We start from the raw sequence: 14,046 nt of genomic DNA, 5'->3' as shown, positions 1-14,046 counted from the left end.
TGCGCCCTTTCCTCGGACAGGGCGTGAAGCGAAAGCAAACCCCGGGCGAAATGCGCCGCGGGAAGGCGAAGGCGTGTCTGTTGTTTGAAAATTTAATCGGGGTTGGTGGAAAACACCCTCGTGCCCCGGACGCAGTGCAGCGCCTCTTCGGCGGTGCACTGCAGAGCCGGGGCCCATCTCGCCGCCTACTTTGCCGCCTCCTGGGTCCCGGCTCTGCGCAGGAACGCAAGAGCGTTGCAGCGCGTCCGGGACACGAGAGAGAGAGAGAGAGAAAGCGGCACCGTCACGAGCACCAATTTATCCCCCTCACCTTCCCGTCCAAACCGGCTTCCGCTTCTCGCTGAACGCCTTCAACCCTTCCTTGGCGTCCTCGGTCATCGCGAGCAGCGCGATCTGGCTTTCAGTGTAGGCGATGCTCTCGTCGAACGACATCGAGGCGATGGCGCGCATGGCGTATTTGCCGCGGCGGATCGCGGTCGGGGATTTGTCGACGATGCGGCCGATCAGCCAGTCGACCTTGGCATCGAGCTCGGCGGTGGGCACGACGTAGTTGAGCAGACCCGCGGCTTGCGCCGTCTTGGCATCGAACGGCTCGCCGGTGAGCGCCCATTCGTTGACGAGGCGCGGCGGCGCCATGTTCTGCAACAGGCTCAGCACCTGCATCGGGAACACGCCGACCTTCACCTCCGGCAGGCCGAAGACGACGTGATCGGCCGCGACCGCCATGTCGGTCATGCAGAGCAGGCCCATGCCGCCGGCCATGCAGACGCCGCCGACCCGCGCAATCGCCGGTTTGGTGGCGTTCTGTGACAAACGTAACAGATCGGCATAGTCGACATTTGGTTTGGAATGATCCATCGCGAAAGCCGCGCCGGAATTCTGCAGATCGGCGCCCGCGCAGAACGCCTTGTCGCCCGCGCCCGTCAGCACGATGACGCGGACGTCCTTGTCGTCGTGCGCGTCGCGATAGCCTTTGGTGATGCCGGCGATGACCTCGCCGTTCAGCGCGTTACGTTTCTCCGGCCGGTTGATGGTGATCCAGAACGCCTGCCCGCGCTTCTCTGTGATGATTGCTGTGGTGTCGGTCATGCTACGCTCGCTTCCTTGCCATCCGTTTTGCAGCCATTTGCGGCAGGACGGGCGGCGCGCGCAAGGGCAATCTGCAACGCCGTGTCACCATAGCGTGTGGGCGCAAATTCGCTCGGCGATTGAATTGCGGGTGACGGCCGCTATCCTGACTGGAGATTTTGATCACCGATGAGCCATTTCATGCGCGCCGCGATGATTTTGTTGCTGACAGGCTTGCTCGCGCTGGGCGCAGGCCGCGCAAGCCACGCGGCTGATGCCGCGAAGCTGGCGCTGGTGATCGGCAACGCAAGATACCCCGACAACGAGTTCGTGCTGAACGAGGTCGCCAACGACACCCAGGACGTCACTGAAGAATTGAAGCGCGACGGCTTCGTCGTCGACCGGCAGAACAATCTCACGGCCGACGCCATGCGGCAGGTGCTGGATCGGTTCTATGCCCGGATCGAACGCGGCGCGGTGGCGCTGATCTTCTTCGACGGTTTTGCCATCCAGTCCAACCGGCAGACCTATTTGCTTCCGGTCGACGCGCAGATCTGGACCGAGCCGGATGTGGCACGCGACGGCTTCAGCCTTGATACTATCCTCGCCGAGATGAACACGCGCGGCGCTGCGATCAAGATCGCGCTGATCGACGCCTCGCGCCGCAACCCGTTCGAACGGCGCTTCCGCCGCTATTCGGCGGGCCTTGCGCCGGCGATCGCGCCGAGCAATTCGCTCGTGCTCTACTCCGCCGCGCTCGGTGCGGTCGCGGCCAGCGGCAAGACCGAGCATGGCCTGTTCGTCGCCGAGTTGCTGCGCGAGATGCGCGCGCCGAACATCAGCGCCGAGCAGGCCCTGACCAACACCAAGAACGGCGTCGTCGCCGCCACCAAGCGCGAGCAGGTGCCGTGGCTGTCGTCCTCGCTGACCACGGAATTCTCGTTCGCGGGTTCAGTGACGCGGCCGCCCGACACCAAGGCCGGCGACCCGACCAAGCCGGAGCCTCAGAAACCCGAGCCGCAGAAACCGGTCTGCGAGGCGCCGCAGGCAGAGCCGCTCCCGAGCGCGGACGATCTCGCCAGGGATCCCGTCATCGCCGATCTCAGCCGCAAGATCGCGGCGAATCCCAATGACGTCGCCTCGCGTTACAAGCGCGGCCAAGTCTACGCGATCAAGCGCGCCTACGCGCTCGCCATGCAGGATTTCGACGTCGTGATCCGCAGGAATCCCGGGGATGGCGAGGCGCTCAACAATCGCTGCTGGACGCGCGCCGCGACCGGCGATCTGCAGGGCGCGCTCGCCGACTGCAATCTGGCGCTCCAGGTCGATCCTGGATTGAGCGATGCACTCGACAGCCGCGGGCTCGTCAACCTCAAGCTCGGCCGGACCGCTGAGGCGATCAAGGACTACACCGACGCGATCCAGCGCAACCCGCGCTCGTCATCGTCGCTGTTCGGCCGCGGCATCGCCACCCGCAGGAGCGGCGGTGACGGCGCCACCGATATCGCGCAGGCAAAGTCCATGAACCCGAACATTGCGAAGGAGTTCGCAGGATACGGCGTCACGGAATGCACTCCTTAGACGGGAGCGGCTTTCCTGATCCAGACCTTGTTGTCGTGGAACGCGGCCCCGCCGATCGGCGCCACGGCCTCGGCGCCGGTCAGCATGTTGATGCCGCGGCCGCCGATATGGTTCTTGTTGGGATGAACGGACTCCGCGATCAGCACGCCGCGCCGCACGCCGTCGAACAGCGTCGCCACCAGCGTGGTCTCGCCGCGGGGATTGCCGAGCGTCACCGCATCGCCGTCGGCGATGTCGAGCGCGGCGGCATCCAGGGGATGGATCATCACGCTCGCCTTGCCCTCGCGTGCCTGCGAGGACGGCGTCTCGTTGAAGGTGGTGTTGAGGAAGCTGCGCGAGGGGCTGGTCGCGAGCCGGAACGGATGGGTCTGGTCGGTGTGCTCGATCACCGCCCAATGGTCCGGCAGCGACGGCATCTTGTCGAAATCGCCCATGGTCACGCCGAACGGCGGATGCGCCCAATCGGCCCTGAAGTGGAATTTCCCGTCCGCATGGGCAAAGCCGTCGAGATAATGCGAGGTGCGGAAGTCCGGTTGCAGGTCGCGCCAGAGGTCCGCTTCGAGACCGCCGATGTCGCCGTGGTTGCTGAGCTTCAAGGTCGCGTCGATCAGCTCGCGCGGCGTCATCTCGAAGCCCTGATGTTTTGCGCCGAGCCGCGGCGCCAGCCCTTGCAGGACCTCGTGGTTGGAGCGGCATTCGCCGGGCGGGTCGATCAGCTTCGGTCCGACCGAGATGTGCTGATGGCCGCCGCCGTAATAGAGATCGTCATGCTCCATGAACATGGTCGCCGGCAGCACGATGTCCGCCATCTTCGCCGTCTCGGTCATGAACTGCTCGTGCACCGCGACGAACAGATCCTCGCGCGCAAAGCCCTGCCGGACCAGCGCCTGCTCCGGCGCCACCGTCATCGGATTGGTGTTCTGGATCAGCATCGCCTTGACCGGCCCCTTGCCGCGCAGGGCCTCGGCATCGCCGGTGAGGATGCGGCCGATCTTGGACTGGTCGAGCGCACGGATGCTCGGGTCGATGGCGTCGTGGCCCTCGATGATGGATTCATTGAAATGCCACAGCGCGTAATTGTTGAAGAAGGCGCCGCCGCCCTCATACTGCCAGGCGCCGGTCACCGCGGGAATGCAATTTGCCGCGTGCATCTGCGTGGCACCATTGCGACTGCGCGTAAAGCCGTAGCCAAAGCGGAAGAAGGTGCGCTTGGTCTCGCCAACCGCTTTCGCGAAGGCTTCGATTTCCGCCACCGGAACGCCGCAAATCGCGGACGCCCATTCCGGCGTGCGCGTCTCCAGATGCGCTTCGAGCTCGGCGGGGCAGTCGGTGTATTTGTCCAGATAGGCGCGGTCGGCGTAACCGTCACGGAACAGGACATGCATCACGCCGCAGGCAAAGGCGCCGTCGGTGCCGGGCCGCAGGATGATCTTGATGTCGGCCTGCTTCATGGTCTCGTTGTCGTAGATGTCGACCGCCGCAATTTTCGCGCCGCGCTCCTTGCGCGCACGGGAGGCGTGCGTCATCACGTTGACCTGGGTGTTGACGGGATTGGTGCCCCAGATCACGACGAGGTCGGACAGCGCCATCTCGCGCGGATCGACGCCGGCGATCTTGCCGGTGCCGATCGCGAATCCGATGCGCGCAACATTGGCGCAGATGGTCTGATAAAAGCGCGAATACTTTTTCACATGCGTGAGACGGTTGAGCCCGTCCCGCATCACGAGGCCCATCGTGCCGGCGTAGTAATAGGGCCAGATCGATTCCGCGCCGAATTCGCGTTCGGCTTGATTGAAGCGATGCCCGATCTCGTCCAGCGCCTCGTCCCACGAGATGCGCGCGAATTGCCCCGAGCCCTTCGGCCCAATGCGGCGCATCGGAAACGTGACCCGCTCGGGGTGATGGATGCGCTCGGCGTAACGGGCGACCTTGGCGCAGACGACGCCGGCCGTGTAGGTCTGCTTTTTCGAACCGCGGACACGGCCGATGCTGCGGCCTTCGACCACCTCGACATCGAGGGCACAGGCCGAGGGGCAATCATGCGGACAGGTCGAATGGCGGATTTCGATTTTGGCGTGCTGGTTCATGGCCCAGTTCGTAACACCAAAATACCAGCCAGCCGAGCGCATTTATCCGGCACGGCCCATGCGATTTGCTCAAGGCGCGCGCGCCGCGGGTTCCTGCTGCAGCCGCGAAGGCGGCGCGGTCACACCGAAAACCGCCCGATATTCCCTGATGCGATCGGCTTTGTGAGGCGTCGACAGTCCGCATTCCCTGCCGCTACAGTGCCGGCCAACAAGAACGATATCAGGGAGGTGGGCATGATCGCCCGACGATCCGTGCTGGCATTGGCGGCCGGCTTGCTTGCCGTAGTCTCCGCAGCCCCCTCATTCGCGCAGGATTATCCCAGCCATTCGGTCCGGATTGTCGTGCCGTTCGGCGCAGGCGGGCCGGCCGACGTCGCCGCCCGGCTGATCGGCAACGTGCTCCAGGAGAGTTTTGGTCAGCCCTTCGTGGTCGAGAACCGCACCGGCGCCGGCGGCGTCATCGGCACCGTGGAAGCTGTGAAGTCGCCGGCCGACGGCTACACGCTGCTGATGATGTCCAACACCCAGACCGCGAATGAATCGCTGCTGACGGCGGACAAGCGCAAGTATGAGCTGATGCGCGACCTCGCGCCGATCGCGCCGGTGAATTATTCCGATCTCGTCATCGTGGTGAACCCGCAAGTCCCGGCGAAGACGCTGGCCGAGTTCATCGCGCTCGCCAAGGCGCAGCCGGGCAAGCTGAACTACGCCTCCTCCGGTCAGGGCACGCCCTACCACATGGCCGGCGAGCTGTTCAAAGCCATGGCCGGCATCGATGTCGTGCACGTTCCCTATCGCAACAGCGGCGAGGCACGCAGCGGCGTGATCGGCGGACAGGTGCAGATGATGATCGACGCGGTGCCGGCGATGGCGCCGAACATCGGCGAAAATCAAGTTCGCGCGCTCGCAACCACCGGCAAGCAGCGTTCGACCGTGCTGCCGAACGTGCCGACAGCAGGCGAAGCCGGTGTAGCAGGCTACGAGGCGACCATCTGGCTCGGCCTGATGGCGCCGGCCGGCACACCGAAGCCCGTGATCGACAAGCTCAATGCCGCCGTCAACGCAATGGTGAAGCGGCCCGACATCGTCAAGCTCTGGACAGAACAGGGCGCCGTGCCCATGTCGATGACGCCGGAACAGTTCGACAAATTCCTGCGCGGCGACATCGAGAAATGGGCCGACGTCGTCAAGAAGTTCGACAAGTCCTGAGGCCGCAGAGCGATCATGCCGACCATTCAATTCCGGCTCAACGGCGCAGCCACGACCGTGGATTCCGATCCCCATCAGACGCTGCTCGATGTGCTGCGCGGCCGTCTCGGCGCGACGGGGGCCCATTTCGGCTGCGGCGCCGGTGAGTGCGGCGCCTGTCACGTCATGGTCGACGGCCGCGCGATGACCTCCTGCGACATGCCGATGTGGTCGGTCGCCGACAAGGACGTCGTCACGGTGGAGGGCCTCGGCACCGCAGAGCAGCCGCACCCGCTGCAACGTGCCTTCATCGCCGAACAGGCGATGCAGTGCGGCTATTGCGTCGCAGGAATTCTCGTCGGCGCCGCCGCGCTGCTCAAGCGCAATCCGTCACCGACGGAGGCAGAGGTCAGATCCGCACTGGATCGCAATCTGTGCCGCTGCGGGTCGCATAACCGCATGGTCCGCGCCGTGCTGCGTGCGGCGGCGGAGATGGCGGCGTCATGAGCGTGCCATCCCCTGCCCCGAAACTGCCTGTCAGCCTCATCGCCAATCCCAAGCTGTCGTCATGGGTAAGGTTGACCGATGACGGCCGTGTGGCGATCTCGCCCGGCAAGGTCGAGATCGGCCAGGGCATCGTTACGGCGCTGGCGCAGATCGCGGCGGACGAGCTCGATGTCGAGATCGGCCGCATTGACATGATCCGTGCCTCGACGGCGACGAGCCCGAACGAAGGCGTCACCTCCGGCAGTCTCTCGATCCAGCAGTCCGGCCGCGCGCTGCGTCAGATCTGTGCCGAGGTACGCCAGCGCTTCCTTCGCGCGGCATCGGAACGTCTCGGCGTCGATGCATCGCTGCTCGATGTCGACGACGGCACCATCTCTGGTCCCGGCAATGTCAGGACCAGCTATTGGGAGTTGATGGGCGAGGTCTCGCTCGACCACGACGCAACCGCAGGCCCGACAGCGAAGAGTGCCGCCGGGCGCACCGTCGCCGGACATTCGGTCCAACGTGTCGACATTCCCGACAAGGTGTTCGCGCGGCCGCGTTTCATCCACGACCTTGCGCTGCCGGGACTGGTGCACGGACGGGTACTGCGGCCGGATATCTCGGGCGCCAAATTGATCGCACTGAATGAGGAGGCTGCACGCGCAGTCCCCGGCCTCATTGCGATCGTCCGCGACGGCGGCTTTGCCGGCGTGGTCGCCGACAACGAGGCGGCCGCGGACGCAGCGCTCAAGGCCTTGCGCAAGAGCGCGACATGGTCGGCCGGCGAGCCGCTGCCCGATGAAGACGATCTGGCGGGCTTTTTGAAGAGCCAGCCGGTCGAGAGCAGCATCATCGACACCAGGATGGCGGAGCCGTCGCGCAAGCCCGTCCAGACCCTCCGCCGGCAATACACCCGCCCCTACATCGCCCACGCCTCGATCGCCCCGTCCTGCGCCATCGGCCGATGGGATAGTGACCGTGTCCATGTCTGGACGCACAGCCAGGGCGTCTACCTCCTGCGCGCCGATCTCGCGATCGTGCTGAAGCTGCCGGCCGAGAACATCGTCGTCGAGCACATCGAGGGCGCCGGCTGCTACGGACACAATGCGGCCGACGACGTCGCGCTCGACGCCGTGCTGCTGGCGAAGGCGGCCGGTGGCCGTCCGGTGCGCGTGCAGTGGTCACGGCACGACGAGATGTCCCACGCGCCCTTTGGGGCGGCGATGGCCATCGAGATCGAGGCCGATCTCGATGCAGGCAACGAGATCGCCGGCTGGCGCCACGCGATCTGGAGCAACGGCCATGCAGCAAGGCCGGGACGCGCGGCGCAGCCGGCGCTGCTTGCCGCAACCGAGATCGCCAATCCCTATCCCCGCATGATCTCGACAAACCCGCCGGCCGCCAATGGCGGCGGCGGCGACCGCAACTCCGTCCCGCTCTACGACTTCCCGGCCTGGACGATCACGAGCCACCGGCTGCTGACCATGCCGGTGCGCACCTCGGCGCTGCGGACGCTGGGCGGGCAAGGCAACGTGTTCGCCATCGAGTCCCTGCTCGACGAGATCGCTGCCCTGCGCGGCGAAGATCCGATCGCGTTCCGTCTGCGGCATTTGCGTGACGAGCGGGCGCACGATGTCATCAGCGCTGCGGCGCGACGCGCCGCATGGAAGCCGCAGAAGCAGCCCGGCATCGGTCACGGCGTCGGCTTTGCCCGCTACAAGAACATGGGCGCCTATTGCGCTGCGATTGCCGAGATCGAGGGCACCGACGACATCCGCGTCAAGCGGCTGACGCTTGCAGTCGACGTCGGCGAGGCCATCAATCCGGACGGCGTGGTCAACCAGATCGAGGGCGGCGCGATCCAGGCCACGAGCTGGGTGCTGAAGGAGCGCGTCCGGTTCGACCGCACCGGCATCACCTCGACCTCCTGGACGGACTATCCGATCCTGACCTTCAGCGAGGTGCCGGCCGTGGACGTCGAGATCATCCAGCGGCCGGAGATCGAGCCGGTCGGCGCCGGCGAAGCCGCGCACGGCCCGGTGACGGCGGCGATCGCCAATGCGGTGTATGATTGCCTCGGCGTGCGTGTGCGCGACCTGCCGATCACGCGCGACAAGATCATTGCAGCGATGGAGCGTGCGCCTTGACGACAGTGAACGTTTTGAGCGGCGGCGCGGCACAAGGCCTGGTGCGCGGCGTTACCGACGCTTTCAAGGCGCAAACCGGCCTCGGTATCGACGGCGAGTTCGGCGCGGTCGGCGTGATGGCGGACAAGCTGCGCGCGAGCACGCCGGCCGATCTCGTGATCCTGACGCAGGCGCTGCTTGCGAGGCTTGCCGAGGAGAAGTTCATCGTCCCCTCATCGATCACGGATGTCGGCCGGGTCGAGACCGCGCTGGCGGTCCGCAGCCGCGATCTCAAGGTGACGGTGAAGACGGAGGCCGATCTGCGCGACGTGCTGCGCGGCGCCGATGCAATCTATGTCCCCGACACCAAGGCCTCGACCGCGGGCCAGCATTTCGCAAAAGTGCTGGACCAGCTCGGCATCGGCTATGAGGTGGCATCGCGCCTGAAGATATTTCCGAACGGTGCAACCGCGATGCGGGAGCTCGCGGCATCTGGCGCGGCAAAGCCGATCGGATGCACGCAGGCGACCGAGATCATCGCGACAGACGGCATTGCATTGTCGGGGGCGCTGCCGCCCGGCTGCGAACTCGTGACGATGTACACGGCCGGCGTGACAATGCGGGCAGCGCATCCGACAGAGGCGGCCGCGCTGATCGCGTTGCTGACCGGCGCAGATCGGAAGGACCTGCGCCAGCGCGCTGGCTTTACCGGCTAGAGCCGATGACGCCCTATTTGTGCAGCTGGGTGAGGCCTGTCGGCGGGCCGTCGACGGCGGTCCAGCCGCCATCGACGAACAGCGTGCTGCCGCTGACATAGCTGGCGGCGTCCGAAGCGAGATAGGCCACTGCGGTCGCGACCTCGTCGGCGCTGCTCCAGCGGTTGAACACGGTGTGGCCGGCGTAGAGATTGTAGATGTCGGGGCGCTGCTTGAACGGGCCGGTCAGCGCGGTTTCGGCGATGCTCGGCGCGATCGCGTTGACGCGCACGCCGGCATGGCCGACCTCGGAGGCAAAGCCCTTCACCAGCAGGCCGATGGCCGCCTTGGTCGAGCCGTAGACGCCGAGGCCCGGCTCGATGGTCACCGCGCGCACCGACGAGCAGGCGATGATGCTGCCGCCCTTTTGCGCGACCATGATGCGGCCGAACGCCTGGAAGAACCACACCGTGCCCTTGACGTTGAGGTTGAGGACACGGTCGAGGTCCTCCTCGGTGTAGTCGAGGATGGTCTTGCGGATGTTGAGCCCGGGCGTGGTCACCGCGATGTCGAGCCGGGCAAATTTCTGCATCACGGTTTTGGCCAGCGCATTGACGTCCGCAGCGCTCGCGGCGTCACAGCTGGCTGCTTCCGCCCAGCCGCCCTTGTCGCGAATCCCGGCGGCGGTCGCCTCCGCGGCGTCAAGCGCGCGATCGGCGCAGACGACGCGGGCCCCGAGCCCAGCCAGCGCCTCGGCCGACGATTTGCCGATGCCCGATGCGGCGCCGAGCACCACGGCCGTCTTGCCGGTGAGATCAAAGAGCTTGCGATAGTCAGTCACTGATAGCTTCTCCTGTAGCTGCTAGCCCTTGTAACCCATCAGCAGGCGAGGCAGCCACAGCGAGAATGCAGGGACGTAGGTCACGAACATCAGTGCTGCGATCAGCGCGGCGTAGAACGGCAGGATGGTGCGCATCACCGCGCCCACCGAAATGCCGCCAATGGCGCAACCGACGAACTGCGTGGTTCCGACCGGCGGGGTGTTCAGCCCGAGGGCGCAATTGATCAGCATCAGCATGCCGAACTGCACCGGATCCATGCCCGCCTTCATCGCGATCGGCAGGAAGATCGGGGTGCAGATGAGGATGGTCGCGGCCATGTCCATGAACGTGCCGAGCACGAACAGGATGACGTTGATGAGCAGAAAGATGACCCAGGGCTGCGTGGAGACCTTGCTCATCAGGTCGCCGGCGAGGTCCGCCACCTCGTACAGCCCCATCAGATACTGGAACATGGTGGAGACGCCGATCAGCAGCAGCACCACGCCCGTCGTCTTCACCGCCTTGGCGGCGGCGCGCAGGAAGTTGCTCCAGGTCATGGTGCGGTAGATGAAGAACGTCAGCAGCATCGTATAGGTGACCGCGACGGCGGCAGATTCGGTTGCCGTGAAGACGCCGGACAGGATGCCCGCCAGGATGATGCCGACGATCAGAAGGCCCGGCAGCGCGGCCGCGAGCGAGCGGAAAACCTCGGCCCAGCCCGGGAACTTGCCGGCCGGATAGCCGCGCTTCACGGCAACGCCATAAGCGGCGACCAGCATGCACGCCATCAACACGATTGCCGGCAGGAGGCCCGCGGCGATCAGCGCGCCGATCGATACCTTGCCCCCGGCTGCCAGGGCATAAATGATCATGTTGTGGCTGGTCGGCATCAAGGCGCCCACCAGCGAAGCGTGGGTCGTGACATTGACGGCGTAGTCGGTGTCGAACCCCTCCTTTTTCATCATCGGGATCATCACCGCGCCCATCGCCGACACGTCGGCCACGGGCGAGCCGGAGACGCCGCCGAACAGGGTGCAGGCGACCACGTTCGACATGCCGAGCCCGCCGCGGATGTGACCGACGAGATTCTTGGCGAGCTGCACGATCTTGTCGGCGACGCCGCCATGCAGCATCAGCTCACCGCTGAAGACGAAGAAGGGAATCGCAAGGAACGAGAAGATGTTCATCCCCGACATCATCTGCTGGAAGATGACGGCGACCGGCAGACCTTCGTAGAGGATGGTGCAGATCGCCGAAAGACCGATCGCGAAGGCAACCGGGACGCCGAGGATCAGGAAGCCGAAGAACGTGGCGCCGAGGATGATCAGTTCCATGAGGGGACGACCTCTTCGCCGCGCAGGAGAGCAATGATGTGCTCGATTGAAAAGGAGACGATCAGGACGCCGGAGGCGATCAGCGGGACGTAGCGGATGACCTCGGGGAGGCCGAGATTGGGAATCTTCACGGTCCCCACGGATGCGCCGAGAATCCAGCCGTTATAGGCCATCGCGACGCCAAACGCGGCCACCAGGACGTGGATGACGAGCTCGATCTTCTCTCGCGCGTGATCCGGAAGCATCACCAGCAGGCTGTCCATGCCGATGTGTCCGGCATCGCGCACGCCGACGGCGGCGCCGATCAGCGTGACATACAGGATAAGAACCAGCGCAAGGTTCTCCGTCCAGGTCGGGCTCGAATTGAGCACGTAACGACCGAACACCTGATAGAACACGACGGTGACGATGAGGAGCAGTCCGCTCACGGACAGATACATGCCCGCGCGCGCGACGACGGCATTGACGCGCGACAGCAAGCCGGTCGCCGGGCGTACGGCGACCGCCCCCTGCTCGTGGTCTGCGACGTGTGGGTCTGTCATTCCCGCGTCTCCTTGCAAGGGTCCGGGTCGCCTTCGCGGCGACGCCGGACCCGACGCTGTGGCGTTACTTCGTGTCCTGGATACGCTTGACGAGGCCCTGCAGCTTCTCGTCACCCGCAAACTTCTGGTACACCGGCTTCATCGCGTCGACGAATTCCGCCTTGTTGGCGATCGTCACGACCTGAACGCCGGCGGCCTCGACCGTCTTACGGGACGCCTGCTCACGCTCGTCCCAGAGCTTGCGCATGACTGGTACCGATTCCTTGGCCGCCTTGCGGACCATCGCCTGATCCTCCTTGCTCAGCGTGTCCCAGACCTTCTTGGACATCACCAGAACTTCGGGTGCCAGGGAGTGCTCGGTGATGTTGTAGAACTTGGCGGCCTCGAAATGGCGCGACGACTCGTAAGAAGGCCAGTTGTTTTCGGCTGCATCCACCAGGCCGGTCTTGAGCGCGGTGTAGACCTCGCCATACGGCATCGGCGTCGGGTTGGCGCCGAGGCTCTGGATCATGCCCACCCACAAATCGGACTGCTGGACACGAATCTTCAGACCCTTCAGGTCCGCGAGCGACTTGACCGGCGCCTTCACGGTGTAAATGGACCGGGCGCCGCTATCGTAATAGGCAAGGCCGACCAGGCCTGCGGGCTCCATCGCCGCCAGGATCTCATCGCCGATCGGCCCGTCGAGGACGGTGCGCATGTGCTGCGTGTCGCGGAAGACGAACGGCAGGCACAATGCGATCGTTTCCGGCACGAAGTTGTTGAGCGGCGACGCGTTGATCCGCATCATGTCGAGCGCGCCGATCTTGAGTTGCTCGATGGTGTCCTTCTCCGAGCCCAGGGCTCCGTTCGGAAACACCTTCACGCCGAGCTTGCCGCCGCTCGCCGCCGCGAGCTGCTTGCCCATGAACTTGACGGCCTCGACGGTCGGATAATCGGCGGGATGGATGTCGGCGGAGCGGAAGTCGCGTGCGGTCGCCAGCGGCGCTGAGAGCACCAATGCAACGGCTGCGATGATACCGGTGAGTGTCTTCATCTGGGCTTCCTCCTGGGTTGATTATGTCGTTGTCGGCAGGCTGCAGGCCGCCTTGGGTCGCTCCCCTTCAGGTGTGAAGTCAAGCGCCAATGTCGTCCCTAGGGCGCGCGGCATTCCATGTCCAAGCCAAATCCGGCATTGATCGATGCAGCAGTTGCATCGATCAATCTGGCGCAATTCGCGTCGTCGTGGAAGCCGGCGGGACGGCTTGCGTCGCCGGCACGTGACTTGACGCGACCAAGAGAGGCCCCTCAAGATGTCCGAAACAGCGGACTATTTCGAAGGAATGCCCATGCCGCGGAAGCTGATCGATATCTCGGTGCCGCTCAGAAACGACGTGACGGCCGATCCGCCGGGCAACCATCCGACCATCCAGTACATCGATCACCGGCAGGGCCTGCCGCGCATGCTGCAGTTTTTCGACGGCCTCAAGGCGCAGGATTTGCCCGATGGCCAGGGCTGGGCCGTCGAGCAGGTCTCGCTGTCGACCCATAACGGCACGCATCTCGATGCGCCCTGGCACTTCCATCCGACCATGAACCGCGGCGAGCGGTCTTGGACGATCGACGAGGTGCCGCTGGAATGGTGCTTTCAGCCCGGCGTGAAGCTCGACTTCCGGCATCTGCCCGACGGCTACGTGGCGAGTGCTGAGGACGTCGAGAAGGAGCTGAAGCGCATCGGGCACGCGCTGTCGCCGCTAGAGATCGTGGTCGTCAACACCAGCGCCGGCGCCAAATTCGGCAAGGCCGACTACGTCAATTCCGGCTGCGGCATGGGCTATGAGGCCACCATGTATCTGCTCGAACGCGGGGTGCGGCTGACCGGCACGGACGGCTGGAGCTGGGACGCGCCGTTCCTCTACACCGCGAAGAAATATGCCGAGACAAAAGATGCCGGCCTGATCTGGGAAGGCCACAAGGCGGGACGGCACATCGGCTATTGCCATCTGGAGAAACTGCACAATCTCGACCAGCTGCCCTCGACCGGCTTCACGGTCTCGTGCTTTCCGGTGAAGATCGAACGCGCCTCCGCGGGCTGGACCCGCGCAGTCGCCATCATCGATGGCTAGGCGTACGCGC

The 14,046-nt window shown here is 65.1% G+C and carries 12 protein-coding genes; 6 read left to right on the top strand and 6 right to left on the bottom strand.

Annotated elements, in window-relative coordinates:
* Nucleotides 1–306: 306 nt before the first annotated feature.
* Entirely contained in the window at nucleotides 307–1,089 is a 783-nt protein-coding gene (locus GDN70_RS13240) for an enoyl-CoA hydratase/isomerase family protein (protein WP_038971950.1), read from the bottom strand.
* 168 nt (nucleotides 1,090–1,257) lie between these two features.
* Here GDN70_RS13240 and GDN70_RS13235 point away from each other — a divergent pair, with 168 nt between their 5' ends.
* Entirely contained in the window at nucleotides 1,258–2,649 is a 1,392-nt protein-coding gene (locus GDN70_RS13235; protein WP_173015799.1) for a caspase family protein, read from the top strand.
* On the opposite strand, the gene GDN70_RS13230 is transcribed toward GDN70_RS13235, so the two are convergent.
* Complete coding sequence (locus GDN70_RS13230) at nucleotides 2,646–4,736, bottom strand: molybdopterin oxidoreductase family protein (RefSeq protein WP_152102629.1); 2,091 nt, start codon at nucleotides 4,734–4,736, stop codon at nucleotides 2,646–2,648. The genes GDN70_RS13235 and GDN70_RS13230 overlap by 4 nt on opposite strands.
* A gap of 234 nt (nucleotides 4,737–4,970) precedes the next feature.
* On the opposite strand from GDN70_RS13230, the gene GDN70_RS13225 reads away from it, so the two are divergent.
* From GDN70_RS13225 to GDN70_RS13210, 4 genes are read left to right on the top strand one after another with little or no spacing between them, the layout of a single operon-like run.
* Entirely contained in the window at nucleotides 4,971–5,945 is a 975-nt protein-coding gene (locus tag GDN70_RS13225; RefSeq protein WP_173015798.1) for a tripartite tricarboxylate transporter substrate binding protein, read from the top strand.
* Nucleotides 5,946–5,960: 15 nt separating this feature from the next.
* On the top strand, nucleotides 5,961–6,431 hold the full coding sequence (locus GDN70_RS13220; RefSeq protein ID WP_152102627.1) for a (2Fe-2S)-binding protein: 471 nt from the start codon (nucleotides 5,961–5,963) through the stop codon (nucleotides 6,429–6,431).
* Nucleotides 6,428–8,560, top strand: coding sequence for a molybdopterin cofactor-binding domain-containing protein (locus tag GDN70_RS13215; RefSeq protein ID WP_173015797.1), 2,133 nt, complete (start codon nucleotides 6,428–6,430; stop codon nucleotides 8,558–8,560). Before GDN70_RS13220 ends, GDN70_RS13215 begins: the two co-directional genes overlap by 4 nt.
* A complete protein-coding gene (locus tag GDN70_RS13210; RefSeq protein ID WP_152102626.1) occupies nucleotides 8,557–9,255 on the top strand; it encodes a substrate-binding domain-containing protein in 699 nt (232 codons plus the stop codon). The genes GDN70_RS13215 and GDN70_RS13210 overlap by 4 nt, the downstream gene beginning before the upstream one ends.
* Nucleotides 9,256–9,268: 13 nt before the next feature.
* Here the strand turns inward: GDN70_RS13210 and GDN70_RS13205 are convergent, their stop codons facing one another.
* The 4 genes from GDN70_RS13205 to GDN70_RS13190 form a co-directional block, all read right to left on the bottom strand.
* Nucleotides 9,269–10,075: an SDR family NAD(P)-dependent oxidoreductase gene (locus tag GDN70_RS13205; protein WP_038971955.1), complete on the bottom strand. Its 807-nt coding sequence runs from the start codon at nucleotides 10,073–10,075 to the stop codon at nucleotides 9,269–9,271.
* A 21-nt stretch (nucleotides 10,076–10,096) separates the two neighbouring features.
* Nucleotides 10,097–11,389: a TRAP transporter large permease gene (locus GDN70_RS13200; protein ID WP_028142561.1), complete on the bottom strand. Its 1,293-nt coding sequence runs from the start codon at nucleotides 11,387–11,389 to the stop codon at nucleotides 10,097–10,099.
* Complete coding sequence (locus GDN70_RS13195) at nucleotides 11,380–11,931, bottom strand: TRAP transporter small permease (protein ID WP_028142562.1); 552 nt, start codon at nucleotides 11,929–11,931, stop codon at nucleotides 11,380–11,382. The genes GDN70_RS13200 and GDN70_RS13195 overlap by 10 nt, the downstream gene beginning before the upstream one ends.
* Before the next feature lie 64 nt (nucleotides 11,932–11,995).
* Entirely contained in the window at nucleotides 11,996–12,967 is a 972-nt protein-coding gene (locus GDN70_RS13190; RefSeq protein ID WP_028142563.1) for a TRAP transporter substrate-binding protein, read from the bottom strand.
* Between the two features lie 292 nt (nucleotides 12,968–13,259).
* On the opposite strand from GDN70_RS13190, the gene GDN70_RS13185 reads away from it, so the two are divergent.
* Complete coding sequence (locus tag GDN70_RS13185; RefSeq protein ID WP_152102625.1) at nucleotides 13,260–14,036, top strand: cyclase family protein; 777 nt, start codon at nucleotides 13,260–13,262, stop codon at nucleotides 14,034–14,036.
* Nucleotides 14,037–14,046: the final 10 nt, after the last annotated feature.

Source organism: Bradyrhizobium sp. TM102 (genome assembly GCF_009176685.1).
Taxonomy (GTDB): Bacteria; Pseudomonadota; Alphaproteobacteria; order Rhizobiales; family Xanthobacteraceae; genus Bradyrhizobium; species Bradyrhizobium ottawaense.
Note: the sequence above shows the minus strand (reverse complement) of the source record. Positions and strands in the feature narration are given on the sequence as shown.